Source organism: Ruegeria sp. H6 (genome assembly GCF_056532975.1).
The window spans coordinates 837,705-863,033 of record NZ_JBQFOA010000001.1; the positions used below are offsets into that span (position 1 = coordinate 837,705).

General features: G+C 58.8%; 26 protein-coding genes and 1 tRNA gene. 16 read left to right on the forward strand and 11 right to left on the reverse strand.

Annotated elements, in window-relative coordinates; genetic code table 11:
* The first annotated feature begins 3 nt into the window (after window positions 1-3).
* Window positions 4-456, forward strand: a complete 453-nt coding sequence (gene mlaD / locus ACR0AG_RS04025) for an outer membrane lipid asymmetry maintenance protein MlaD (protein ID WP_480836650.1) — start codon at window positions 4-6, stop codon at window positions 454-456.
* Window positions 453-812 (forward strand): DUF2155 domain-containing protein, encoded by a 360-nt coding sequence (locus tag ACR0AG_RS04030; RefSeq protein WP_480836651.1) that lies wholly within the window; start codon window positions 453-455, stop codon window positions 810-812. The genes mlaD and ACR0AG_RS04030 overlap by 4 nt, the downstream gene beginning before the upstream one ends.
* Here the strand turns inward: ACR0AG_RS04030 and aat are convergent.
* From aat to ACR0AG_RS04050, 4 genes are all read right to left on the reverse strand, one after another.
* Window positions 776-1,408 (reverse strand): leucyl/phenylalanyl-tRNA--protein transferase, encoded by a 633-nt coding sequence (gene aat, locus ACR0AG_RS04035; protein WP_480836652.1) that lies wholly within the window; start codon window positions 1,406-1,408, stop codon window positions 776-778. The genes ACR0AG_RS04030 and aat overlap by 37 nt on opposite strands.
* Window positions 1,409-1,456: 48 nt before the next feature.
* Entirely contained in the window at window positions 1,457-2,806 is a 1,350-nt protein-coding gene (accC, locus tag ACR0AG_RS04040; protein ID WP_480836653.1) for an acetyl-CoA carboxylase biotin carboxylase subunit, read from the reverse strand.
* A 9-nt stretch (window positions 2,807-2,815) separates the two neighbouring features.
* On the reverse strand, window positions 2,816-3,322 hold the full coding sequence (accB, locus tag ACR0AG_RS04045; protein ID WP_480836654.1) for an acetyl-CoA carboxylase biotin carboxyl carrier protein: 507 nt from the start codon (window positions 3,320-3,322) through the stop codon (window positions 2,816-2,818).
* Window positions 3,323-3,474: 152 nt separating this feature from the next.
* The gene (locus tag ACR0AG_RS04050) at window positions 3,475-4,011 is read right to left on the reverse strand and encodes a helix-turn-helix transcriptional regulator (protein WP_480836655.1); all 537 of its coding nucleotides are present in this window, start codon (window positions 4,009-4,011) and stop codon (window positions 3,475-3,477) included.
* Window positions 4,012-4,211: 200 nt separating this feature from the next.
* Here ACR0AG_RS04050 and ACR0AG_RS04055 point away from each other — a divergent pair, with 200 nt between their 5' ends.
* From ACR0AG_RS04055 to ACR0AG_RS04075, 5 genes are all read left to right on the forward strand, one after another.
* Window positions 4,212-5,504 carry a helix-turn-helix domain-containing protein gene (locus ACR0AG_RS04055; protein ID WP_480836876.1) on the forward strand — a complete coding sequence of 431 codons (1,293 nt, stop codon included), beginning with the start codon at window positions 4,212-4,214 and terminating at the stop codon, window positions 5,502-5,504.
* A gap of 79 nt (window positions 5,505-5,583) precedes the next feature.
* Window positions 5,584-5,964 carry a response regulator transcription factor gene (locus tag ACR0AG_RS04060; protein WP_480836656.1) on the forward strand — a complete coding sequence of 127 codons (381 nt, stop codon included), beginning with the start codon at window positions 5,584-5,586 and terminating at the stop codon, window positions 5,962-5,964.
* Window positions 5,961-6,281, forward strand: a complete 321-nt coding sequence (locus tag ACR0AG_RS04065; protein ID WP_480836657.1) for a hypothetical protein — start codon at window positions 5,961-5,963, stop codon at window positions 6,279-6,281. The genes ACR0AG_RS04060 and ACR0AG_RS04065 overlap by 4 nt, the downstream gene beginning before the upstream one ends.
* A complete protein-coding gene (locus ACR0AG_RS04070) occupies window positions 6,269-8,950 on the forward strand; it encodes an ATP-binding protein (RefSeq protein ID WP_480836658.1) in 2,682 nt (893 codons plus the stop codon). Before ACR0AG_RS04065 ends, ACR0AG_RS04070 begins: the two co-directional genes overlap by 13 nt.
* Before the next feature lie 78 nt (window positions 8,951-9,028).
* Window positions 9,029-10,144 (forward strand): FliM/FliN family flagellar motor switch protein, encoded by a 1,116-nt coding sequence (locus tag ACR0AG_RS04075; protein ID WP_480836659.1) that lies wholly within the window; start codon window positions 9,029-9,031, stop codon window positions 10,142-10,144.
* Here ACR0AG_RS04075 and ACR0AG_RS04080 read toward each other — a convergent pair.
* From ACR0AG_RS04080 to ACR0AG_RS04095, 4 genes are read right to left on the reverse strand one after another with little or no spacing between them, the layout of a single operon-like run.
* Window positions 10,141-10,572, reverse strand: coding sequence for a protein tyrosine phosphatase family protein (locus ACR0AG_RS04080; protein WP_480836660.1), 432 nt, complete (start codon window positions 10,570-10,572; stop codon window positions 10,141-10,143). The two genes, ACR0AG_RS04075 and ACR0AG_RS04080, sit on opposite strands and share 4 nt — an antisense overlap.
* A 9-nt stretch (window positions 10,573-10,581) precedes the next feature.
* On the reverse strand, window positions 10,582-11,013 hold the full coding sequence (locus ACR0AG_RS04085) for a DUF6691 family protein (protein ID WP_480836662.1): 432 nt from the start codon (window positions 11,011-11,013) through the stop codon (window positions 10,582-10,584).
* On the reverse strand, window positions 11,013-11,441 hold the full coding sequence (locus tag ACR0AG_RS04090) for a YeeE/YedE family protein (protein ID WP_480836663.1): 429 nt from the start codon (window positions 11,439-11,441) through the stop codon (window positions 11,013-11,015). Before ACR0AG_RS04090 ends, ACR0AG_RS04085 begins: the two co-directional genes overlap by 1 nt.
* Window positions 11,442-11,460: 19 nt before the next feature.
* Window positions 11,461-12,324, reverse strand: coding sequence for an MBL fold metallo-hydrolase (locus ACR0AG_RS04095; protein ID WP_480836664.1), 864 nt, complete (start codon window positions 12,322-12,324; stop codon window positions 11,461-11,463).
* A gap of 243 nt (window positions 12,325-12,567) precedes the next feature.
* Between ACR0AG_RS04095 and ACR0AG_RS04100 the strand changes: the two genes are divergently transcribed.
* On the forward strand, window positions 12,568-12,783 hold the full coding sequence (locus ACR0AG_RS04100; protein WP_480836665.1) for a hypothetical protein: 216 nt from the start codon (window positions 12,568-12,570) through the stop codon (window positions 12,781-12,783).
* 9 nt (window positions 12,784-12,792) lie between these two features.
* Here ACR0AG_RS04100 and ACR0AG_RS04105 read toward each other — a convergent pair whose 3' ends face one another.
* Complete coding sequence (locus ACR0AG_RS04105; RefSeq protein ID WP_170569319.1) at window positions 12,793-13,011, reverse strand: hypothetical protein; 219 nt, start codon at window positions 13,009-13,011, stop codon at window positions 12,793-12,795.
* Between the two features lie 165 nt (window positions 13,012-13,176).
* On the opposite strand from ACR0AG_RS04105, the gene ACR0AG_RS04110 reads away from it, so the two are divergent.
* Complete coding sequence (locus tag ACR0AG_RS04110; protein ID WP_170569320.1) at window positions 13,177-13,443, forward strand: DUF2312 domain-containing protein; 267 nt, start codon at window positions 13,177-13,179, stop codon at window positions 13,441-13,443.
* A gap of 11 nt (window positions 13,444-13,454) precedes the next feature.
* Here ACR0AG_RS04110 and ACR0AG_RS04115 read toward each other — a convergent pair whose 3' ends face one another.
* A complete protein-coding gene (locus ACR0AG_RS04115; RefSeq protein ID WP_480836666.1) occupies window positions 13,455-14,330 on the reverse strand; it encodes a hypothetical protein in 876 nt (291 codons plus the stop codon).
* Window positions 14,331-14,499: 169 nt separating this feature from the next.
* On the opposite strand from ACR0AG_RS04115, the gene ACR0AG_RS04120 reads away from it, so the two are divergent.
* The 6 genes from ACR0AG_RS04120 to hisD all read left to right on the forward strand — a co-directional run bounded on the left by ACR0AG_RS04120 (window position 14,500) and on the right by hisD (window position 23,186).
* Window positions 14,500-14,575 (forward strand) — tRNA-Thr (locus ACR0AG_RS04120).
* A 300-nt stretch (window positions 14,576-14,875) separates the two neighbouring features.
* Window positions 14,876-16,354, forward strand: a complete 1,479-nt coding sequence (locus ACR0AG_RS04125) for a Y-family DNA polymerase (protein ID WP_480836667.1) — start codon at window positions 14,876-14,878, stop codon at window positions 16,352-16,354.
* Complete coding sequence (locus ACR0AG_RS04130; protein ID WP_480836668.1) at window positions 16,351-19,734, forward strand: error-prone DNA polymerase; 3,384 nt, start codon at window positions 16,351-16,353, stop codon at window positions 19,732-19,734. The genes ACR0AG_RS04125 and ACR0AG_RS04130 overlap by 4 nt, the downstream gene beginning before the upstream one ends.
* 297 nt (window positions 19,735-20,031) lie before the next feature.
* A complete protein-coding gene (gene cuyA / locus ACR0AG_RS04135; RefSeq protein ID WP_480836669.1) occupies window positions 20,032-21,045 on the forward strand; it encodes a D-cysteate sulfo-lyase in 1,014 nt (337 codons plus the stop codon).
* A 118-nt stretch (window positions 21,046-21,163) separates the two neighbouring features.
* Window positions 21,164-21,865 (forward strand): cysteate racemase, encoded by a 702-nt coding sequence (gene cuyB, locus ACR0AG_RS04140; protein ID WP_480836670.1) that lies wholly within the window; start codon window positions 21,164-21,166, stop codon window positions 21,863-21,865.
* A 4-nt stretch (window positions 21,866-21,869) separates the two neighbouring features.
* Window positions 21,870-23,186 carry a histidinol dehydrogenase gene (hisD, locus tag ACR0AG_RS04145; protein WP_480836671.1) on the forward strand — a complete coding sequence of 439 codons (1,317 nt, stop codon included), beginning with the start codon at window positions 21,870-21,872 and terminating at the stop codon, window positions 23,184-23,186.
* A gap of 120 nt (window positions 23,187-23,306) precedes the next feature.
* On the opposite strand, the gene ACR0AG_RS04150 is transcribed toward hisD, so the two are convergent.
* Window positions 23,307-24,242 carry a LysR family transcriptional regulator gene (locus tag ACR0AG_RS04150; RefSeq protein WP_480836672.1) on the reverse strand — a complete coding sequence of 312 codons (936 nt, stop codon included), beginning with the start codon at window positions 24,240-24,242 and terminating at the stop codon, window positions 23,307-23,309.
* A gap of 98 nt (window positions 24,243-24,340) precedes the next feature.
* Between ACR0AG_RS04150 and ACR0AG_RS04155 the strand changes: the two genes are divergently transcribed.
* Complete coding sequence (locus tag ACR0AG_RS04155) at window positions 24,341-25,321, forward strand: sterol desaturase family protein (RefSeq protein ID WP_480836673.1); 981 nt, start codon at window positions 24,341-24,343, stop codon at window positions 25,319-25,321.
* Window positions 25,322-25,329 lie beyond the last annotated feature (8 nt).

A 25,329-nucleotide genomic window follows, 5' to 3' on the forward strand; every position in this document is an offset into this window, starting at 1 on the left:
ATCATGTCAGGTTACAACACGACTGAGGTTCTGGTCGGCGGGGCCGTTCTTGCCTGCGCCGTTGCGTTTGGTGTCTACGCCAGCCAATCGACGGGTCTGTCGCAATCACAGGCCGGGTACGAGCTGGGTGCGTCCTTCCGATCCCTCGAAGGGGTCAGCGTCGGCACTGACGTGCGTCTTGCGGGGGTGAAAATCGGCACGGTCACCGGCGTTTCGCTGAACCCGGACACGTACCGCGCGGACACCAGGTTCTCGGTTGCGGACGGTATCCTGATCCCGGATGACAGCGCCATTGTCATTTCTTCCGAAGGTCTGCTGGGCGGTAACTTTGTCGAGGTTATGCCCGGTGGTTCGCCCTTTTATTTCGAAGCAGGTGACGAGATCGAAGACACGCAAGGCGCGGTCAGCCTGATCTCGCTGCTGGTCAAGTTTGTGGCCGGGAACGGCGACGAATGAGACAGCTGGCGCTGATGCTTCCGTTGCTGTTTGCCACATCAGTGTCGGCGCAGCAAAAGACCGAATCCGGCCCCGGAGCGATGTTGCGCGGGCTCGACAAGGTCAGCGGCCAGACGGTTGATGTTGAAATGCGCAATGGTCAATCGGCTGCAGTTTTTGGTCTGGACGTCGCGCTGGGCGATTGCCGGTATCCGGCAGACAACCCCACAGGTGACGCTTTTGCCTATCTAACCATCTGGGAACAGGGCAAGGCCGAACAGCTATTTGACGGTTGGATGATTGCAACCTCTCCGGCCCTAAACGCGCTGGATCATGCGCGTTACGATGTTTGGGTGATCCGCTGTATCACGCCCTGAGGCGTCTGCGTCAATTCGGCAGTGAAATCGGCACTCTGTTCCAGGGCCTGTTCTAACTCGGCATGATACTCCGCGCGCGGTATCTCGATTGCACCCAGCGAGGCCAGATGTGCCGTCAGAAACTGGGTATCGAACAGATGAAACCCTGTGCGCCGCAGCCGATCCACCAGATAGGCCAACGCGATTTTCGAGGCATCCGTGCGGCGCGAGAACATGCTTTCGCCAAAGAAGGCCGCGCCCAGAACAATGCCGTAAACCCCGCCGATCAGAACCGGCCCGTCGCGAACCTCAAGCGAGTGCGCCTGTCCGGTTCTGTGAAGGTCGCTGTATAGACGCCGAAGCTCGGGGTTGATCCAGGTATCGGGCCGATCTGCGCAACCGTCCACGACACCTTCGAAATCCCGATTTATGGTGACCTCGTACCCGGATTTGCGGATACGTCGCGCCAGGCTGCGCGAGATGTGAAATCCATCGAGCGGAAAGACCCCGCGAAACTTTGGGTCTACCCAAAACAGCTCGGGGTCGTCGCGGTGTTCGGCCATCGGAAAAATACCGATGGAATACCCATGCAACAGCAGTTCGGAAGATAGGCTCATGCCGACAGCGCTGAGACCGGCAGGTGCGCACCTGCCGGTCTCATTGTGTTATTGTGCCATGTTCTCCGCAAGCCAGTGCTCCAGCCAGTGGATATTATACTCGCCACTGTGCAAATCAGGTTCCTGCAGAAGGGCATGGAACAACGGCACGGTGGTGTCGATGCCGTCCACGATCAACTCACCCAATGCGCGCTCCAGACGGGCCAGTGCCTCGGCCCTGTCGCGCCCTTGCACGATCAGCTTGGCGATCAGCGAGTCGTAGTAGGGTGGAATCGAGTACCCGTCATAAAGCGCAGAATCCATCCGCACGCCCAGACCGCCCGGCGCGTGATACGCCGTAATCTTGCCGGGGCAAGGAGAGAAATTGGGCAGCTTTTCCGCGTTGATCCGAACCTCGATGGCGTGGCCGTTGATTTCCAGATCGCCCTGACCGAACGACATGTCTTCGCCTGCGGCAACACGGATTTGTTCGCGCACCAGATCGACGCCAAAAATACCCTCGGTCACCGGGTGTTCCACCTGAAGGCGGGTGTTCATTTCAATGAAATAGAACTCGCCCTTCTCATAGAGGAACTCGATCGTGCCCGCGCCGATATAGTTGATCTTGGCGACCGCGTCGGCGCAGATCTTGCCGATCTTGGCGCGTTCTTCCGGCGTGATCGAGGGGCCGGGGGCCTCTTCGAAAACCTTCTGGTGGCGCCGCTGCAGCGAGCAATCGCGTTCGCCCAGATGCACCGCCTTGCCCTTACCGTCGCCAAAGACCTGAATCTCGATATGGCGGGGCGTGGTCAGGTATTTCTCGATATAGACCTCATCATTGCCGAATGCGGCCTTACCCTCGGCCCGCGCGGTCATAAACGCGCTTTCCATCTCGTCGGCGCTGTTGGCAACCTTCATGCCACGCCCGCCGCCGCCGGCTGTGGCCTTGATGATCACGGGATAGCCAAATTCCTCACCGATGCGCTTGGCGTCTGCCAGTGTCGGAACACCACCGTCCGAACCGGGAACGCAGGGCACGCCCAAGGCCTTCATCGTGTCTTTGGCGGTGATCTTGTCGCCCATCACGCGGATATGTTCAGCGGTGGGGCCGATAAAGGTGATGCCGTGGTCTTCGACGATCTGCACAAACTCGGCATTTTCGGACAAAAAGCCATAGCCAGGATGGATCGCCTGCGCACCGGTGATTTCACAGGCCGAGATGATCGCGGGCACGGACAGATAGCTTTGCGGGCTGGGCGGAGGGCCGATGCAGACCGACTCGTCTGCCATGCGCACATGCATGGCGTCGCTGTCGGCGGTGGAATGCACGGCAACCGTCTTAATCCCCATCTCACGCGCGGCGCGGATCACGCGAAGGGCAATCTCGCCTCGGTTGGCAATCAGGATCTTGTCGAACATGGGCCCGCCTTACTCGATGATGACCAGAGGGGTGCCGAATTCCACGGCGTCGCCATCGCCAACGAGGACGCGCTTGATGGTGCCCGATTTGGGTGCATGGATGTGGTTCATGGTCTTCATCGCCTCGACGATCAAAAGCGTATCGCCTTCTGACACCGATGCGCCGACCGAGATGAAGGCAGGCGCGCCGGGTTCCGCCTGCATGTAAACCGTGCCGACCATGGGCGAGGTTACAGCGCCAGGATGGCTGGCCGGGTCGTCGACGGCAGCAGGTGCCTCGGCTGCGGCTGGAGCGGCGGCAGGGGCTGCGACCGGTGCGGCAACCGGTGCTGCGGCTGGAACGGCCACCTGAACCGGAGCGGACGCAACCGGCGCGGCACGGCTGACGCGCACGTTCAAGCTGTCTTCTTCGCCGTATTCACGCTTGACCTGCAACTCGGTCAGGTCGTTTTCGCGCAGCAATTCGGCCAGTGCCTTGATGAACGCGACATCCGCTTCGTGTTTGGTATCTGTCATGAGTGTCCTCGAAGGTTCCCCTTGGGCCCGTCTGTTTCCCGCGGGCTTTTGATCTGATTACGCAGCGTTATAAGCTATGCAAACGGTCATGAAAAGCGCCGTTTGAGCACGATAAACAGGGTGGATATGCCATTTCTGGCCCGTGTTTCAAGTCAAAGGGGCATTCCAGACAATTTGGCTACCAATTCCGGCAATTTGCGCGCACCGAATTTCTCAAGAAGGCGGGCGCGATAGGCTTCGATCGTGCGATAGCTCAGACCCAGTTCCGCGCCGATCTCTTTTGCTGAAAGACCCCGGCAGGACATGATTGCGACTTCTCGTTCGCGGGCGGTCAGTTGGACCAGGGGGCGTTCTTCCGAGATATCGGAAAAGCTCCAGACTCCATGGCGAAACGGGTCGTCGGGTGTCAGCGATCGCCCACGAGCGCGGCACCAGAACAGATCCCCGTCGCGCCGCCGCATGACACGCTCATCGGTATAGTACCCGGTGTCGCGCATCACTTGCAAACTGCGTGCGCCGATACGTTCCCAGTCCGCCACGGACGGGTAAAGATGCAGCAAGGGCATATTGCGATACTCGGCCTCATCCCCACCAAAGGTGCGGGCAAACTGCAGATTGCAGCGCCGGATGATCCGGTTTTCCAATTCTACCAGTCCAATCGGCGCGTATTCAAAGGCAGGATCGCTCATATACGTATGGTGACGGGTATTTTGGCGAAAGAGAAGGGGAAGCTTGGGCTCAGCGGTTTCGGAACGCTGGGTGCGAACTGTAAACAATGTAAAATGCCTAGGAAAACACTTCTGTAACTGATAGATTTACATTGGTTATTCTGAAAAAACCAAACTCGACAGGTCGTCAGTCGGACCTGTGAATGAAAAGGCGGATACCGATGCGCGACACGCTGACCGGCAGCCGGATACGCGAGAGACGGCAGATTTCAGGCATGCGTCAGACAGAGTTGGCGCAGAAGGTCGGTATCTCGGCTTCATATCTGAACCTGATCGAACACAATCGCCGCCGGATCGGTGGCAAGCTGCTGGTGGACATCGCAGGGGCCTTGGCGGTTGAGCCATCTGTGCTGACCCAAGGTATTGAAGAGACGCTGATTTCCGCACTACGCGAAGCCGCCGAAGACGCGGTGGGGCAAGAGGCCGAGGTCGCAGCACTTGAGGAATTCGCGGGCCGGTTTCCAGGATGGTCCGGCGTCCTGGCGCAGATGCATCGCCGCGTTGTGTCGCTTGAGCGGACGGTCGAGACACTTTCGGATCGCCTGACCCATGACCCGCATCTTGCTGAATCGATGCACGAAGTTCTTTCAACCGCCGCGGCGATCCGGTCCACCGCAGCGATTCTGGCCGAGCCCGAAGAGATTGATGCCGAATGGCGCGACCGGTTTCATAGAAACCTTCACCAGGATGCGGAACGGTTGGCCGAAAGCTCCAAGGCGTTGGTGACCTTTCTTGACAACAACGCGGCGCAAGGCGAGCTGGCCGGTGTGCCGCTGGATGCGGTCGAGGCGTTCTTTACGGCGCAATCCTACCATTTTCCACAGATCGAGGCGGGCGCGGCGGCGGGCCAAGTCAATATGGACGATTTGGGGTCGAGTGCCGCACGGGCCGTTGCGACAGAAATTCTTGAGACCTACGCAGCGGACGCGCAAGCGATGCCGTTGGATCGGCTGGGTGATGCGCTTGGGGGGTCGATGCTTGATCCGCTGGCGCTGGCCGCCGCATTCTCGGTGGACTTGACAACAGTCTTGCGCCGGTTGGCGGCGCTGCCCGAGGAGGTGCTGGGACGACCGGCGGGTTTGGTAATCTGCGACGGCTCGGGCCGTGTTCTGTTCTTCAAACCTGTCGTCGGGTTTGCGCTGCCGCGGCACGGCGATGCGTGCCCGTTGTGGCCGGTGTTCACAGCGCTCAATCGTCCGCTGGTTCCGATCCGAAAACGGGTGGTACAGTTGGGCCGATCTGCGGCCGAATTTGAATGTTATGCCATTGCCTGGCCGCAACCTTCCGCCAGTTTCGGGGCAGAGCCTGCATACCGCTCGGTCATGCTCGTTCTTCCGACGGACGCGACAGATCCGGCGGAGATCTCGACGCAGGCGGGAACCAGTTGCCGCATCTGTCCCAACCCGAATTGCAACGCGCGCCGGGAACCGTCGATTTTGAGCGAAGGTTTTTGACAGTTTCCTGACAGACGGATTAACCTGCACATGACAGGTTGCCCCAATGCGCGGCCCGTCATTGGGAGGACGTGAAAATATGAGCCGAAAGGTTCTGCTGATCGAGGATGAGCCTAACATCACCGAGGCCATCCGGTTTCTGCTGACCCGTGAAGGGTGGCAGGTTGATACCCATGCCGAAGGGACAGATGCGATCGACGTGATTACGGCGGCGCAGCCGGACCTTGTGATCCTGGATGTCATGTTGCCGGGCAAAAGCGGCATGGACATTCTGCGAGAGCTGCGAGAGCGTCAGGAGTTTCAGGCGCTACCCGTTCTGATGCTGACCGCACGGGGCCAATCGCGCGACCGCGAGATGGCTGAACAAGCGGGCGTAAGCCGTTTCATGACCAAACCTTTTTCAAATGTCGAGGTTCTGACCGCGGTGCGTGATCTGCACGCGCAGGCGTCAAAGGCATGACACAGTCTGATGATACCGATCAGGCGCTGCCTCCGGCGCGGCCATCGCTGTTTCTCGAGCGTCAAAGCTATCGCCGGCGCCGGCTGATGGATGCGGCTCGGCTGCTGCCGTTTCTTGGGGCCGCGATGATCGCATTGCCGTTGCTTTGGCCGGATGAAAGCAGTGGAGTCGAAGCGGTCCCGCTTTCTGCAGCGATTTTATATGTCTTTGCCTGCTGGTTCGCCCTGATTGGAATAAGCGTCGTGTTCGGATTTGCCGCCAGACGATTGTCCGCAGGCGAACAGACCGAGGCGGAGCCCAAACAATGGCAACGCTAAACGTTCTGATCCTCGTTTGTCTGGGCTATGTCGTTTTGCTGTTTGGCGTTGCATTTGCCGCTGACCGTTTGGCGGCGGCTGGCAAGGGCAAATGGTTGCGCTCTCCGCTGATCTATACCCTGTCGCTGTCTATCTATTGCACCGCCTGGACCTTTTACGGTGCGGTCGGGAACGCTGCGCGTTCGGGGTTGGAGTTTGTCACGATTTACCTGGGGCCCACGCTGGTCATGGTCAGCTGGTGGTGGGGGCTGCGCAAACTGGTGCGCGTCGGGCGCAGTCAGCGCGTGACCTCGATCGCCGACCTCGTATCGTCGCGTTATGGCAAGTCGAATACGCTCGCCGTTTGTGTGACCATTCTGGCTGTTCTGGGTGGAACGCCCTATATCGCGCTGCAACTGCAGTCGATCACGCTGTCCTTCTCGATCTTTGCAGAGTTTGATCCCGGCGGACCCTATCGCGAGGGGTCGAGTGTTTTTTGGGTCGCAGCCGGGCTTGCTGTTTTTGCCATCCTGTTCGGGACCCGCAACCTGGACGCAAACGAGCGTCACCACGGCGTTGTCACGGCCATCGCCTTGGAATCGGTGGTCAAACTGGTTGCCCTTTTGGCGGTGGGTATCTTTGTCGTCTGGGGGGTAGCGGGGGGCGTCGGGCCGATGATGGCGCGGATCGATGCCTCTGAGATCGGACAGTGGAATGTCGATGCCAGCCGCTGGACCACGTTTATCTTCCTGTCCGCGGCGGCCTTTGTATGCCTGCCCCGGATGTTTCAGGTCATGGTGGTCGAAAATGATGACGAAAGCCATCTGAGGACCGCCGCCTGGGCCTTTCCCTTGTATCTGTTGCTGATGAGCCTGTTCGTGGTGCCCATCGCCGTCATCGGCCTTGATCTGATGCCCGAAGGCGCCAATCCCGACCTGTTCGTTCTGACCGTGCCGCTGTCGCAAGGCAACGACTGGCTGGCGATGCTGTCCTTTATTGGAGGGTTCTCTTCGGCCACGTCCATGGTCATTGTCGCGGCGATGGCCTTGTCGACCATGGTGTCAAACCATGTGGTGATGCCGATCTGGTTGAACACGCAGGAAGGTACAGTGTCGGTTTCAGGGGATGTTCGGACCATCGTTCTGATGGCGCGACGCCTGTCGATCGCCGGGATCATGGCGCTGGGCTATTTCTACTATCGCATCTCGGGCGGAGGTGCAGCTCTGGCCTCGATCGGGCTTGTGGCTTTTGCCGGGATTTCGCAGATTCTGCCCGCTTTGGTTGGGGGGCTGTTCTGGCGTGGCGCAACCCGGGCGGGGGCTTTGGCGGGGCTGAGCATGGGGTTCTTCCTGTGGATCTATACGCTGCTTTTGCCCAGCATCGGCGGAGGGATTCTGCCAATGTCGGTAATCGAAAACGGACCTTTCGGCATCGCTTGGCTGCGACCGCAGGCCCTGTTTGGTATCGATGGGATCGATCCTTTGGTGCACAGCGTCATGTGGTCGTTTTCGCTGAACACAATCGCATTTTGCGTCGTCTCGCTGATGAGTTTTCCCAGCCCGCTGGAACGGCTTCAGGGCGCGCAATTCGTCAATGTCTTTGACCATACCGTCGCGCCGCGTGGCTGGACAGGCTCTATCGCGCAAAGCGAAGACCTGATGATCATGACGCAGCGCATTTTGGGCGCCGGGCCAGCGCAGGAATTCTTTCAGGCCGAGGCACAGCGGCAAAACGGCAGGTCCGGGCGGTTGCCGGAACCGACGCCGGGGTTTCTGCAGCGGCTGGAACGTGAACTCAGCGGATCCGTCGGCGCGGCCACCGCTCATGCGATGATCGCGCAGATTGTCGGCGGGTCGACGATCTCGGTCGAGGATCTGTTGGCGGTGGCGGACGAATCCGCGCAGATGCTGGAGTATTCCGGTCAACTAGAGCTTCAGTCAGCCGAGCTGAGCCGCACCGCGCGGCAATTGCGCGAAGCCAATACCAAGCTGACCCAGGTCTCGATGCAAAAAGACGCGTTTCTGAGCCAGGTGAGCCACGAACTACGCACGCCGATGACGTCGATCCGTGCATTTTCCGAGATCATGCGCGACACCGAAGGCCTCAGCGCCGAGGAGCGCACGCGCTATGCGGCGATTATCTATGACGAAGCATTGCGGTTGACCCGTTTGCTGGATGACCTGTTGGATCTGAGCGTCCTTGAGAACGGCCAGGTCAGTCTGAATCTGGGCGAGGGCACGCTGGGGTCGGTTCTGGACCGTGCCGTTTCCAGCGCCCTTGCGGGCAGTGATCGCAAGCTAAAGGTGCGCCGTGTTCGCGCAGCGGAACGTATTGAAATTCAAACGGATCTTGATCGGTTGGGGCAGGTTTTCATCAACCTTATCTCGAATGCGCAGAAATATTGCGACGCGGTTGATCCGCTGCTGACCATCTCGGTCCATGATGTCGGCGGACAGGCGGTGATTGATTTTATCGACAACGGCTCTGGCATTCCAAAGGACGCCCGTTCCGTCGTGTTCGAAAAATTTGCCCGTGTCGGATCCGACAAAGCCGGTGGTGCTGGGTTGGGTCTGGCGATCTGCCGCGAGATCATGCAGCGGCTGGGCGGAGATGTCTCATATCTGCCAGGTCAGGGCGGCGCCGCGTTCCGGGTCAGCCTGCCGGTGATCGCGCAGCAAGCCGCACAGTGATGGCCCCGTAAAGGGATTGGTAAGGGTAGGGCGGTTAAACCGGAGGTCCGATCAGAATGGAAGTGGCAGAACCGCTTTATGACCGATACCAACCGCTCCGCCTTGATGCGCAAGCTCTCTTCGGGTTCGACGACCCATAACAGTGCGCCCCGATCTGTGATGCGCGCCTTGCGCCTGTCGCTTGCACGCTCGGCTGATGAAAAGATGAAGCTGCCCCTGACCGTCATCGGAGCGAAACAGGCAACGCGCAGCGTTGAAGAGTTGGCCGATATCCTTTCGAGGGATTGGTTACTGCTGCAGTTTTCGGGCCAAAGCGGTACATCTGCAGTGTGTCTGGATCCGGGCTGCGTGTCTGCTTTGGTGCAGATGCAGACCCTGTCACAGGTGTTGCCCGACGCGCCGCAGCCACGCGGGTTTACCGACACTGACGCCGCCATGGCGGCCCCTTTGTTCGAAAACGTCTTTGCCCGGGCGCAGGGGCTTGTCGAAACCCCAACTGACATCGACCTTTTGTCAGGTGTCGAGTTTTCCTTTCGCGCCGAGGATGCGCGGGCGCTTGCCCTTGGTCTGACGGAAGACACCTATCGGGTGTTCGACCTGAAGGTTGAGCTTGCGGGTGGCGTGCGGCAGGGGCAGGTTCTTCTGGCCTTGCCCGAGGCCGCTGTTCCCGATCAGGTGCAGGCCGAACCCAGCCTGCCCAATGGCCCCACATTGGGCGCCGCAGCGGGGGTGATACGTGCGGATCTGTACGCGATCATTTGCAGGATGGATGTGCCACTGTCCGACTTGTCGAACTGGGACCCGGGCGGCGTCATTGCTCTGCCCGGCGCGCGGTTGGACCAGACCGAAGTGACTGCTGTTGATCGAACGCGGGCCGGAATAGGCCGTCTGGGCCAGTGTGGTGGCATGCGGGCAGTGCGGATCAATGAGCAAGGCCTGACACCGGCGATCACCGCAAATGTTCAACCGGAATTCACTGCGGCCACTTCGTCGGGCGCAGATCCCGATCTTCAGATCCCGGATGCGGACCTGACTCTCACCGGGCAATTGGACAACACGCTGTCGCCTCCTAGGGATCATCTGCCCGACACGATTGACCGCGATCCCGATGACTTGCCTTCGGATCGGATTGTGGATGAAATTTCACAGCTGGCAGGGCTGACTGGCCCGGATGACCTGATGGAACCGGATTAAGACTTGGACCCGGCCAGTTGCTCCAAAGTCGGGCGTAGCTGTTCCAATGTGTATCCGGCCTTACCGGTGGCATCCAAAATCGCATCCGCGTCCATCTGGTCGCACTGTCCCAACGCCCAAACAACCGAGCAGCGGGTGCCAGAGGCGCAATAAGCAAGCACCGGGCCGTCGCAATTGCTGGCCAGTGTTTTCTGCAGCGCCACGTTCTCGGGCGTCATGGTCTGATGGGTCAGTTCCAGAACCTCGAACTCCATGCCGGCCGCGCGCACCGCTTGTCCGATCGGATCGGATTGCATATCCATGGGGACTTCGGAATTCGGGCGGTTGCAGATCACTTTGACAAATCCGGCCTCGGCGATAGCGGGCACGTCCTCGACCGTGATTTGCGGCGAAACGGCGTAGCGGGGGGTAATCGGGCGAATCTCCATGGCAATTGCTTAGGCCGCGTTTGCGGTTCTGTCCAGTTGCGCCCCCAGCTTGGGTGCGGCGATCATGCCCGCGATCATCGCGATCAGGAACACAATTCCGCCAACTCCACCGTAGCTCAGCGATGCCATGGCCGGACCGGGGCACAAACCGGCCAGCCCCCAGCCCATCCCGAACAGGACAGAGCCAACGATGAGCCTGCGGTCCAGCTCGGTCCTGGCGGGTGTCGGAAATGTGCCGCCAACCATGGGGCTGCGTCCGTGCGTCAGGCGCCAGGCCACAATCATTGGCAGGATCGCTCCGCCCATGACAAAGGCCAGCGTCGGGTCCCAATTGCCAAAAATATCCAGCCATCCTTGCACTTTGGTTGTGTCGGTCATACCCGAGATCAACAGGCCGGTGCCAAACAGTGACCCGGCGACAAAAGCCAGCACGCCGCGCATCAGACGATCCCCCAGACATGGCGGAACAGAGTCAGGCTGACCGCGCCGGCAAGGATATAGCAGAGGGTCGCCCCGATCCCGCGCACAGACAGACGCGAGATCCCGCATACCCCATGCCCCGATGTGCATCCGTTGGCGATCCGTGTGCCCACACCAACCAAAAGCCCGGCCACGATCACGATCCAGATATCACCGGTCAGATGCGTTTGCGCCTGAGGCGCAATCAGCGGGCGCAGCAAAAAAGGCATGCCCACGACCCCGGCGAGGAAGGCCAGCCGCTCGATCCTGGCGTCGCGCGTGCTGCTTTGAAACAACCCGCCCAGAATGCCGCTGGCCCCCATGATCCGGCCATTGCCCAGCAAATACAACGCCGCCCCGAGGCCGATCAGAAAACCGCCGGCAAAGCCCAAAATCCATTCGCCCTGCATGTCGTGCGCCTTTCCTGGTTCAAAGCTTGTTGACGGGGACTTTAAGGTACACGTCGCCGTTTTCGTCCGCAGGTGGCATCTGCCCTGCGCGCATGTTCACCTGAATCGATGGCAGGATCAGACGTGGCATCCCAAGGGTTGCGTCACGGGTGTCGCGCATCTCGACGAACTCTTCGATGCTGCGGCCCTGGCCAATATGGATGTTCAGCTCTTTCTGTTCACCAACAGTTGTTTCCCAGGCGTATTCGTCCCGGCCCGGCGCCTTGTAGTCATGGCCGACAAAAATGCGGGTGTCGTCCGGCAGGGACAATATTTTTTGAATCGAGTTGTACAGCATCGATGATGATCCGCCGGGAAAGTCGCAGCGCGCGGTGCCGAAATCCGGCATGAACAATGTGTCCCCCACGAAGGCCGCGTTGCCGATCACATAGGTCATGCAGGCGGGCGTATGGCCAGGCGTATGCAGAACATCGCCGCGCAGCTGACCGATGTGAAAGCTGTCACCTTCTTTGAACAGCGCATCGAACTGACTGCCATCGCGTTGAAACTCGGTGCCTTCGTTAAAGACCTTTCCAAACGTGTCCTGGATGACGGTGATATTGGCACCGATGCCGATCTTGCCACCCAGCTTTTCCTGCAGATAAGGGGCCGCCGACAGATGATCCGCATGCACGTGGCTTTCCAAAATCCATTCGACCTTGAGGCCATTCGTGGTCACATAGTCGATGATCTCATCGGCCGAGGTGGTCTTGGTGCGGCCCGAGGCATGATCGAAATCCAGCACGCTGTCGACAATCGCGCAGGCGCTGCCTTCAGGCTCCTGAACGACATAAGAAACCGTGAATGTATCCTGATCAAAAAAAGCCTTCACGTTGGGTGTCATAGAATCCTCCGTCTGAGTGATCTCACATATTGATAGCGGAATGTGATAGGGTTTCCAATTCACGAATTGATGAATATCAAAGCGCAGCGTCCGAAAAGGTGCATAAGATTTACCCGTGCCATACCGATCTGACGAAATGTTACAGCAAAAGGCGAATTTCTGCGCGGTGTTCATTTAGTCTCAGGCTGATCTTAATTTCGTTACCTATATCAGGCACAATACCGCAACGTGGGAGGACGTATTATGACTGCTCAGGACCTTTATTCTCAGGCGGAAATGCTTGAACAAAAGTTGCAGGGTGCATGTCTGGACACACGTTTGGCTTTGCAGCCCTCTTTCAGCAAGGTTGTCGATACGATGCGGATAAAAGGTATGCATGTGCCGTCGCGGCTGCGGCGGCTGGACATGGCGTTGTGCGAAGACGCTATTGAAGCCCGTTTTGACAATATGCCGGTATGACCGGGTTGGTCATCCAAAGGATATCCCGAGGATGACCAGCATCAATCCGATGACAGACAAAAACAGCGATGCCAGGTTCCAGGGCAAAACGCTTTGAACCTGCGCGCGCAATTCGTCATCCGACAGCCCGGCCTTGCGCGCCTTCATCACTTTCAGGATGCACCACACCAGGCCAAGAAGCCCGGCAAATGACAGTGCGGCGCCGCTCCAAACCATGATGTCGAACATTGTTTTCCAAGCCTGAAAATTGAACCTTCTGCGCGCTTAGCGGATCGGGTGGGTTCCGACAAGCCTTGTCGCCCGATTGTTCGCTTGCGCCCCGTGCGGTGGCGATGTATCCGCCACATTGCCCGATGGCATCTTTTGACTTTTCAGCCCTACGGAGAGACGCAGATGGAAGACATCACCGAAGATCAGTCCGCCGCAAATTACCGAGTGACCGCAGGCGAGCTGCGTCAGTTCATCGAACGGTTCGAGCGTCTTGAAGCCGAAAAGAAAGACATCGCGGATCAGCAGAAAGAGGTCATGGCCGAGGCCAAAGCCCGCGGTTATGACACCAAAGTCATGCGCAAGGTCGTCGCATTGCGCAAGCGCGACAAGGATGACATCGCCGAAGAAGAGGCGGTGCTGGAAATGTACAAAGAAGCGTTGGGGATGTAAGCCACCCCAGCTTACGGCCTGAGAAAGCGGATGCCCGGCATGTCGCGCAAATGGGCAACATCCTGTTCATAGAGTTCGGTGAAGGCGTCTGCGACATCCGCACTCCAACCGGGCATGTCCAGCTCTTGCTCGATTTCATTGGCAAGCGCGTGCTTGCGGAACACCTCCGCCAGCGCCGCACGTTGAGCAGGGCCACCGTTCTGGGCAGACTCTTTGGCCAATAGCTGGATCTCATGTTTACCGAGATCCGAGACCAGCGAAGACAGAAACGCATATTCCTCGATCAGCGGTGCGTCCTCGGGAAGACCCGCAATCAGCCGAGCGATGTCGCCCCAGATCAGCGGCGTATCCTCATTGCACCAGACAGTAAGTTTCACATCCGGTGCCAGATCGCGAATGTCATCGATCAGGTGCATCCAGGTCAGACCGCTCAGATCCGTTGTTTCCAGCAGTTCCTGCCGATCCCCCTCGGGCATCGCCATCAGAACACGCGAGATAAAGCTGCCCGGATTGCACAGGCCGACAAACAGCTCGACCGTGTCTGTTTCGAAAAACCGATCAAGGGCTGCAAGGCGCTGTCCCGCCATCGGATAGAATTGCCCGTCCATGATCGTGGTCTGGGTTTCGCCCAGATACTCCACTGCGCTCAAAATGGCGCGTTCCAGCCCGATTTTGTTTGCGGTCAATTCGTCAAACTCTGAGCGCGCAGTAGATATCGCGGCTTGATCCTGAGGGGCGTTCAGAACCGGGCGAAAGACCCTCTTGTAAGCCCGAAAGCCCCAGATCCCGCCGTTGTAACTGTCAATGGTCGGCGCGTTCGCTCTGAACAGTTTCATCAACCGACCTTCATCGGTAAACGCTGCACCGGCGTGAATGGCGATCTTCATACTGTCCGTGACCCTGCACTTTGCGACCTACAAGCCGGGTTACCTGTTGGTTTTGGCACAGTCAAATCGACGCTGTCCCGCAAGGACGATTACAAATCGCCATCGGTTTCAACAAAGCACACATTTCGGGCTTGCAGTCCGCCCCCAAAATAAGTACTCGACCCCTCAGGCCCCTATAGCTCAGCTGGTAGAGCAACTGATTTGTAATCAGTAGGTCCGCGGTTCGAGTCCGTGTGGGGGCACCACTATTTTCCTTTCAGAGCTTTGCAGTGTTGAAAATAACGGGTTTCCAAGCCTGTTTGTAGGAACATCTGTAGGGCTTTTACCTCCGAGGGAATAGGGCGTGGTAATTTTAAAGCGCCAACGCTTTTACTTTGAGAAAGTCGAAAAATCGTCTGAAACGGGGTTGGCCATTGTTTCGGACGACATGGGTCGAAATGGGGTGAAAAGGCGTTGGTGTTTTAGCCTCGTGTGCGACCCCAAAGACTCGACTCGGCTGAGGTGGAAGTTTATTAAGAACAAATAGTGAACATTAGGTATCTGGCATGTTCGATGGGATACAGCGGCGCGTCGTCTCATTGTGGTTTCCCCGGCTCGCGAGTGACCGGGTTTTACGCCAGTGCCAGATTGAGGGGCCTTTTGCCCTGACGCTGAAACAGCAAAACGCCAACCGGATTTACTGCCTGAACTCTGCCGCGGCACAACAGGGCTTGCATCAGGGGATGCCGTATGCAGATGCTCGTGCCTTTTGCCCGGACCTGCAAAGCCAGTTGGCGCAGCCTGAGCAGGACCAACGGTTCTTGCAGACACTCCGCCGCTGGGCGACGCGATACTGCCCGTGGGTTGGAATTGAGGGTGGGGATGGGTTGGTGCTGGATGTCACCGGTTCAGCGCATCTGTTTGGCGGAGAGGCGGCCATGCTGGCTGACATGCGCATGCGCCTGATGCGCGCCGGGATTTCGGCGCAGATCGGTCTGGCAGATACACGTGGGGCGGCTTGGGCTTTGGCGCATTATGGTGAGGGGATTGCCCCCAGAGGCGAGACACTGGCCACCCTGGCGGCCCTGCCGGTTGCGGCCCTGCGGATCGAAGACAGTATGTCAGTCACGTTGCAGCGCCTGGGATTGCCCAGCATTGGCGATTTGGCAAAGACCGCGCGTGCACCGCTGACCCGCCGGTTTGGCCCCGGTCTTTTGCTGCGTTTGGATCAGGCCCTGGGCGCACAGTCCGAAGAGATTTCTCCTTATGCCGATCCGGTGCATTACGCGGTCCGAATGACCCTGCCAGAGCCGATCGGCCTGCTTGCAGATGTGATGGCCGGGACCGAGCGGCTTTTGGTTCAGCTTTGTGCAAAACTAAAAACACAGGAGGTGGGCGCGCGGAACTTGTGCATGACGCTGCGCCGGGTGGATCAGGGCCAGCAGCAGGTCGAACTGCGCTTGGCGCGCGCCCTGCGTGACCCTCTGCGTATCCTGCCGCTGTTTGAGCGAGGGCTGAGCGAGATCGATGCGGGGTTCGGCATTGATCAGCTGCGGCTGGAGGCGACGCAGGTAGAGACCCTGCCGGTGCAGCAGATCAGCCATGTTGCAGGTGGTGGAAAGGGCAAGCTGGATGATCTGGTCTCGCGGCTTGGCACGCGGATCGGATTAGAGAACATCCAGCGGTTTCTGCCCGCTGACAGCCACATCCCCGAACGCAGCTTTATCGTTGCACCCGTGGCGTATTCGGATCCGGCAGGCAGCTGGATCACCGCACATCTGCGTCCGCTCGTTCTGTTTCCCCCAGAGCCGGTTGCCGGAACAGGCGTGCGCCCCCCTGCGCGGTTCCGCTGGCGGCGGATGTCATTCACCACAGGTTGGGCCACCGGGCCCGAGCGCATTGCCCCGGAATGGTGGCTGGAAGACGATAACTGGCGCTCGGGCCTGCGCGATTACTGGCGGGTGGAAACGCGTGAGGGGCGCAGGTTGTGGTTGTTCTATACACCGCAAAACCCCGGCTGGTTTGTGCAAGGAGAGTTCGCATGATCGAGGTCAATCGCACCCATCGCCCCGTCAAGGCTTTCCGGCAGGACATGCTGGACAATCGCATGGCAGCACAAGATTACGCCGAGCTGTGCGTCACCACAAATTTCACCTTTCTGACCGGGGCCTCGCATCCCGAAGAATTGGTGGTGCGTGCGGCCGAACTTGGCCTGTCTGCCATTGCCATTACAGACTGCAATTCCCTGGCTGGCGTGGTGCGGGCCTGGTCTGCGCTTGAGGAGCTGAAACGCGAAGCGCAGGACACTGTGCAAATACGATCTCAGCAGCGCATGGACAGCTCGTCCCGGCAGGTCAGGGATCAGGGTAGCCCCCTCACCAAGCCTGACACGATCATGTTGCCCAAGCTTATCGTGGGGTGCCGGTTGGTCTTGCAGGACAGTTCAGTGGATTGGATCGCGCTGCCGCGTGACCGGGCCGCCTATCAACGTTTGACCCGCCTTTTAACCCTGGGAAAACGTCGGGCTGAAAAAGGGGAGTGCCTTCTTTACAGAAAAGATCTGTTCCCAGCCTGCAAGGGCATGATCCTGATTGCTCTGCCGCAGGGTGATTTGGCAGAAGCCGCAGCAGATATCCACAGTTTGGTGCGGCATTTCCCCAACCATGTCTTCCTGGGGGCCGCACCCCGTTACGACGGCAGCGATCAGGCCTATCTGCACGCCTGCGCGCAGACGGCGCAAAGGGTCTCGGCCCCGATGGTCGCTGTTGGCGATGTACTCATGCACCGGGCCAGCCGCCGCCAGTTGGCGGATGTGCTGACTTGTATGCGCGACCATATCACCATTGATCAGATTGGCACCCGTGCGCTGCCCAATGGCGAACGTCGCCTGAAAGCCGGGGTCGACATGGCGCGTCTTTTTTACAACCACCCGGCGGCGCTGCGCCGCACATTGGAAATCGCCGATAGGTGCAGTTTTGATCTGGGTGAGCTCTCTTATGAATACCCGCATGAGGAAACGGCAGGGGAAACCCCGCAGGCACGTCTGGAACGGCTGGCCCAGGAGGGGCTGAAACATCGCTACCCGGATGGCCCACCGCAACGGGCACTTGAGCTTTTGCAAAAAGAACTGGCCGTCGTGAAAGAGCTGAATTTCCCCGCCTATTTTCTGACCGTGCATGACATTGTGCAATTCGCCAAATCCAAAGGCATTTTATGTCAGGGGCGGGGCTCTGCGGCCAATTCCATCCTCTGTTATCTCTTGGGCATCACGGATGTCAGCCCCGATATGATCGCAATGGTCTTTGAGCGCTTTGTCTCAAAGCACCGGGGCGAGCCGCCGGACATTGATGTCGATTTCGAGCATGAACGGCGCGAAGAGGTGATCCAGTGGATTTATAGGAAATACGGGCGCCACCGCGCCGGGCTTTGCGCCACCGTGATCCACTTTCGCACCCGCGCTGCCATCCGCGAGGTGGGTAAGGTCATGGGGCTTAGTCAGGACGTGACCGCAGGTCTGTCCGGCCAGATATGGGGCATGACCAATGGCGGTGTCGATCTGGACCGCATCCGCGAACTTGGCCTTGACCCAAGCGACAGGCGCCTGATGCAAACCATCAACCTGATTGGTGAGATCATCGGTTTTCCGCGTCATCTCTCGCAGCATGTAGGGGGCTTTGTCATCACCCGTGGACGGCTTGATGAGCTTGCCCCGATCGAGAATGCCGCGATGGAAGATCGCACCGTGATTTGCTGGGACAAAGACGACATCGACGCTCTGGGCATCCTCAAGGTCGATGTGCTGGGGCTGGGTATGCTGAGCTGTATTCGCAAGTCCTTTGCGTTGATGCAGGCACACGAAAATATCAGCCACAACATTGCCTCGGTGCCCCAGGGTGACACCGCCACCTATGACATGCTGTGCCGGGCCGATGCGATTGGTGTCTTTCAGGTGGAAAGTCGGGCGCAGATGAACTTTCTGCCCCGTATGAGACCGCGTGAATTCTATGACCTGGTGATCGAGGTTGCCATTGTCCGCCCCGGTCCTATCCAGGGCGACATGGTGCAGCCTTATATCCGGCGGCGAAACGGTCAGGAAATCGCGGAACCTTTCGGTCCTGCGCTGGAAAAAGTCACCGCGCGCACGCTGGGTGTGCCGTTATTTCAGGAACAGGCCCTGCAAATTGCTGTGGTTGGCGCCGGGTTCTCGGCCGAAGAGGCCGACCACCTGCGGCGGTCTCTTGCCTCGTTCCGCCGGATGGGGACCATCGGCAAATACCGAGATAAGTTCATCGCGGGCATGCTGGACAATGGCTATTCCCCCGAGGTGGCCGAACGGTGTTTTGGCCAGATCGAGGGCTTTGCAGATTATGGCTTTCCCGAAAGCCACGCAGCAGCCTTTGCCATGCTGGCTTATGTTTCGGCCTGGTTGAAATGCCATCACCCGGCGGTTTTTGCCTGCGCCTTGCTGAACTCTCAACCCATGGGGTTTTATGCCCCCGCACAGATCGTGCGTGATGTCCGTGAACACGGGGTTGAAATCCGCCCGATCTGTGTAAACCACTCGGACTGGGATAACACGCTGGAACGCCGCCCCGATGGCGCGCTGGCATTACGCTTGGGCTTTCGCCAAATCAAAGGGTTGAAAGAGGAGGACGCAGGCTGGATCGTCGCAGCCCGGGGCAATAGCTATCCTGACCCCGAGTCGCTGTGGCTGCGTGCGGGCCTGCGCCCGGATGTTCTGACGCGTCTGGCCGAAGCGGATGCGTTCTCGGATATGGGGCTCAAACGGCGCGACGCATTGTGGAAGGTCAAAGCCATCCAAAGCCCTAAGCCTTTGCCTTTGTTCAATGATCCGATTGACGGCGAAAACATCCAGGAACCACAAGTGGCCCTGCCGGTCATGCAGCTGGGTGAGGAAGTGGTGGAAGATTACGTTTCCACTCGTCTGTCTCTGCGCGCTCACCCGATGGAGCTTTTGCGTCCTGCGCTTCCCGGTCTCATCACGCATGCGTCTTTGAAAGATGTTGCTTTGGGGCGCTACAGTGTTTGCGGCCTTGTCATCACCCGGCAGCGGCCCGGAACGGCATCTGGCGTGATTTTCCTGACGCTTGAGGATGAAACGGGCGTCAGCAATGTTGTGGTCTGGCAGAATGTCTATGAACGTTTTCGGCGCATTGTGATGGGCGCGCGGCTCTTGCGTGTGACAGGCTATCTGCAACGCGAAGGGATCGTTGTGCACCTGATTGCACAGGACATTCAGGACATGTCGCACATGCTTTTCGAACTGGGCCACCCGGAACCAGAAGCCCTGACCACCGAAGGTCCCCGTGCCGATGACACACCCAAGCAATCGCGCTATCCCGCGCGCGCCATGCATCCCCGCGACCAGGCAAAGCGCCTCTTTCCCAGTCGCGATTTTCATTGATGCTGACATTTGGAAAGATTGCGGCATCTGCGGGCCGGTTTATCTCGCCAATGTGACGAACCCAAACCGAGGTGGTACGCCCCGGCGGGGCATTTTGGCCCTGACCAAGATGGGCGCGCGAAACCGACAGGGGGGCAGGGCTCAGCCAAAGAGATGGCATTCCCTTGAACGGTCAGATTTGCTGTTCAAGCGTCCGGTGTTGCAGGTTCTGCAACTTACGCGGTGGATTTCGACCTAGGTCGATGGTCGACAGAGTGATATCGACTTTGCGTAGGCTTAATCATAGGAAGACCAACTATGCATCTTTCTCGTTTCCCCCGGGTGCACCTCGCACATTTGTCGACACCCTTAGAACCCATGGCGCGCTTGTCCAAAGAGCTGGGCGTTGATCTCTGGATCAAGCGCGATGATTGCACTGGCATGTCGACCGGGGGCAACAAGACGCGCAAGCTGGAATTTCTGATGGCCGAGGCGCTGGAGCAGGGCGCCGACATGGTGATGACACAGGGCGCGACCCAGACAAACCATGGCCGCCAGACCGCTGCGTTTGCCGCGAAGCTGGGCCTGAAATGCCATATCCTTCTGGAAGACCGCACCGGTTATCAGGATGGCAACTACAACACCAACGGCAACGTTTTGCTGGATCATCTGCACGGCGCCACCACCGAGAAATTTCCCGGTGGCCACGACATGCCCGGCGAAATGGAACGGGCGGCCGAAAAGATGCGCGCAAAGGGCCACAAGGTCTATGTCATTCCCGGGGGCGGGTCGAACCCGACCGGTGCGCTTGGATATGTCAACTGCGCGTTTGAGCTGTTGGAACAGGCCAACCGGACCGGGTTAAAGATCGACCGCGTCGTGCATGCGACCGGATCCTCAGGAACGCAGGCCGGTTTGGTGACAGGCATGTGCGCCATGAATTCGCAGATTCCGGTGCTGGGCATCGGCACCCGCGCGCCGCAGCCGAAACAGGAACAGATGGTCTATGATCTTGCCTGCAGGACGGCAGAAAAGCTGGGCTGCCCGGGGGTGGTCAAGCGCGAAGACGTCATGGCCAACACCGATTACGTGGGCGAAGGCTATGGCCTGCCAACCGAAAGCGGTATCGAGGCGATCCGCATGTTTGCTGAACTCGAAGGTATTCTGCTGGACCCATGCTATTCCGCCAAAGGTGCGGCCGGTCTGATCGACCTTGCGCGAATGGGCCAGTTTGAAGGTGAGCGGGTCGTGTTCCTGCACACAGGCGGTGCTGCGGCGCTTGGCGGGTATGACTTTGCCTTCGACAACAGCGACCGCTGGGTCAATCTGTAGGCAAGGAGGGCGCCGTGGCGCGTATGACTATCGGAGCATTCTCGCAGTGGGCGTTGCAAAGTGGGCGCGCGCATCGCTGTGACCGGTTGCCCGATGACGCCGCAAGCGAGATCGCCCCATGACCCGTCGTGTTGTGGGCGTTTTGGGCGGTATGGGCCCTGAGGCTACGATTTTGCTTCAGCAGCGTGTTCTGCAACAGGTCGATGCGCGCGATGACGCGGATCACCTGCCGCTGCTGATCGATATGAACCCACAGGTTCCGTCCCGCATTGCGCATCTGATCGAAGGGCAGGGCGAAGACCCCGGCCCGGTTCTGGCCGACATGGCGCGCGGGTTGCAAAAGGCCGGTGCCACCGCTCTGGCCATGCCCTGCAACACCGCCCACCACTATGCGCCCTACATCACCCAAGCGGCCTCGGTCCCGTTTCTGGATATGGTGACGCTCTCGGTTGCGACGGCGCAGGACAGGCTGCGCGAAAACGCGACCGTGGGTCTTCTCGCCTCACCTGCGGTGAAGCTGGCAGGGGTGTTCGACGCCCCGTTGCAGACCGCTGGACTGACGGCACTGTGGCCTCAGGACACGGACAAACTGCTGAGGTCGATCCGAATGATCAAGGCAAACGACCAAACCCCAGAGGCGCTGGACATTCTGCGGGATGCCGCGGATGAGCTGACCCGGAATGGCGCTGAATTGCTGTTTGTCGCCTGTTCCGAATTTTCCCTGATGACACGGGACCTGGCTGCGGATGTACCGATCATCGACACAGTGGATGTGCTGGCGGCCGCGATCCGGGACCACATGACACACAACACGAGCTGACCCGATGGCAATAACCTACCTGAAGAAAGCCGCCCCCCGGCCTGCGACAGAGAGCAACGACATCCGCGATATCGTCTCGGTCATGCTGGCCAATATCAAGCGCGACGGCGAAGAAGCCGTGCGCAATTATGCGAAAAAGCTGGATGGCTGGACCGGTGATATCGCGCTGTCTGACGAGGCCCGCGCCGCCGCCTGCGCGCGCGTTCCGCAGGATCTGAAAGACGACATTCAGTTCGCCTATAAAAATATCCGTCGTTTCGCCGAGGCGCAAAAGGCGACAATGGGCGAATGCGAGGTCGAAATCATCCCCGGCCTCATTGCGGGTCAGAAACAGATCCCGGTCTCCAGTGCCGGGTGCTATGTGCCAGGGGGCCGTTACAGCCACATTGCCAGTGCCCTGATGACCATCACCACCGCCAAAGTGGCCGGTGTCAAACATATCACCGCCGTTTCGCCCACCCGGCCCGATGTCGGTATCCCGGATGCAATTGTCTATGCCATGGATCTGTGCGGTGCTGATCTGATCCTGAACCTGGGCGGGGTGCAGGGAATTGCCGCCATGGCGCAGGGCCTGTTCGGGGGCAAGCCCGCTGATATCCTGGTGGGGCCAGGCAATTCCTACGTCGCCGAAGCCAAGCGGATGCTGTTTGGCGAAGTGGGGATCGACATGTTCGCTGGCCCCACGGATTCGCTGGTCATCGCAGACCACACAGCCGAGGTGGAAACCGTCGCCTGGGATCTGGTCAGTCAGGCAGAACACGGCGCAGACAGCCCGGTCTGGCTGGTGACAACCAGCCAGGACCTGGCGCAGGGGGTGATGGCGCGGGCGGATGCGCTGATCAGCGAATTGCCCGAACCCAATCAGACCGCAGCACGTCAGGCATGGGTCGACCGGGCCGAGATTGTTTTGTGCGACAGCCGGGAAGAGGCGGCACAGACCAGCGACCAATACGCGCCCGAGCATCTGCAGGTGCAGGCCGAAGACCTGGATTGGTGGCTGGACCGGTTATCCGCCTATGGGTCGCTGTTTCTGGGCAAGGAAACCACTGTTTCCTTCGGGGACAAAACCTCGGGCCCGAACCATGTGCTGCCGACAAGTGGTGCCGCGCGCTATACGGGTGGTCTGTCGGTGCACAAGTTCACGAAAACCGTCACTTGGCAGCGCAGCAATGCCGAAGCGTCCAACGAACTGGCGCAGCGCACGGCGCGGATCAGCCGGATGGAGGGTATGGAAGGTCACGCACGAGCCGCTGAGCTTCGCCTGAAAAGCGGGTCTTCCGGCATTCCACGCCATGCAAAGTTGAAGCTTGATGAGGTATAGCAATTGCGCCTGACCTGTTGCGTGGATTTACCGCCCTCGTTGCAATGGCCTTTGGCCGCAGCGTTCGGGATGTTCCTTTAATACAAGGAAATCGCCTGATCCTCAGCGCGCGTTCCGAAACTAGGTTTCGTGTTTCGGCCGCACAACATGGGCGCCCGGTTGAAGCGTGTTGAAATAGCGCCTGCACTGGTCAGCAAGGTGGCTGACGATACGTCTTGGCCGCGTCTTGTCATAGCCCAGCGAAAGCGTCAGCGGCGGCAACGGGGTTGAGATCGGCACAGCCACAAGCGTATCTCCGGCATAGCTGGTGGCTGTCAGCGGCAACATGTTGAGCACCGTAACGCCATGACCCGCACCAACCATGCTGCGCACCATCTCGGTAGAGTTGGCGTAGACCAGCGGGCGAAAAGCTGCCTCGGCTTGCCTCAGGATGCGGTGATAGTAGTCATTCGCGAAGGGGCGGTTCAGGACGATCAACTGTCGTTCTGCCAGTTCATTCAGATCAACTGCACGCCTGCGGGCGAAGGGGTCTTTGGCAGGCACCAGGCAATATGCGGGCGCCTCGACCAGAACGTCAAATTCGATTTGAGGAACCGCATCGTCGGAAACGAACAGGATGGCATCGAACTCACCTGCAAGGAACCCTTCCTGCGCCCGGGTGTTGTCACACTCCTCCAGATGAAATTCGGGCTGAAAGTCCGCGCCCGCCAGCGGCTTTAGGATGTTGGGCAGAAACGCTGGTGCAATCGGGGCATAATACCCTATTTTCAACGTTCCTTTCAGCGCCTGTTTCAGCTCTGACCCCTCAAGCATCAGGGCGTCGTATTCGTCCAGAATCCGGGCAAACTTGCGTTGCATGACCCGTCCACTGGCCGTGGCCACAATACCTTTTGAGCGAAACCGATTAACCAGTTTGAGCTGAAATTCCGTTTCGATCTGTTCCACGGCTGCCCAGACAGCCGATGCGGCAACATTCAACTCGTCAGCCGCACGCGCAATGCTGCCGTGAGACAGTGCAGTGTTGAAATAGCGCATGGCTCGGATCGAGATGGTCATACAAGTTCTGTTTTTCAGGTGAAGTTCATCGATATCTTCTGTTTTTCAATCCAACCGGAAAATGTCAATCTCGTGCAAATTCTGCACGAGGGGCCCAAGTGTCTGATGAAAAGCTAAAGGGATGGAACCACCTGCCGGAAATTCCGATCAAGATTTCTCCGGTTTTTCAATGGCCTCCCAACCCGAAAGAAATAGCGAAATGGTTCTGGAACTCGTGGTTCCTGATCAGTGAAAAGCTGATCATCGTCGGCATAGCTTTTGCCTGCTATCTGTGGTTCCAGCCGCCATTGGAACAGATGAAGACCTTTGAGTTCGGCTGGGTGGCACAGGCATATGTGCGCAACATGGTGCTGGCGCTTTTGGTTGGCGGGGCGTTGCACGCGTGGTTCTATACCTACTCTGCACAGGGCAAGACCCTGAAATACGATCCACGCCCGTTGATGGTGAACGGCAAGCAGTTCACGCTGGGCGGGCAGGTGCGGGACAACATGTTCTGGACGCTTGGCACAGGCGTCATCATCTGGACCGCCTATGAGGTGATTTTGCTTTGGGCGTTGGCGAATGGCTACATGCCCCTGATCACCTTCGAGGCTCATCCCGTCTGGTTTATAGCAATCTTCTTTCTGATCCCGATCTGGGAGAGCTTTTACTTCTACATCATTCACCGCGCGATCCATATCCCGTTCCTGTACAAGCATGTGCACTACTTGCATCACCGCAATATCAATGTCGGTCCGTGGTCAGGCATGTCGCAGCACCCGATCGAGCAGATGATCTTTCTTGGCTCGGTCTTTGTGCACCTGATCATCGGTGCACATCCGGTCCATATCCTGTTCCACCTTCAATACTATTTTCTGACCGCGATGACGACGCATACCGGTTTTCAAGGGCTGCTGATCGGTGACAAGAACCGGCTTGCGCTTGGAACCTTCCACCACCAGATGCACCACCGGTATTTCGAGTGTAACTATGGCAGCCTGGAGATCCCCTGGGACAAGTGGTTCGGCTCGTTTCACGACGGCACCGTCGAGGCGAATGAAAAAATGCAAGAGCGTCGGAAAAGGATTATGGGTAAATGAACCAAAGC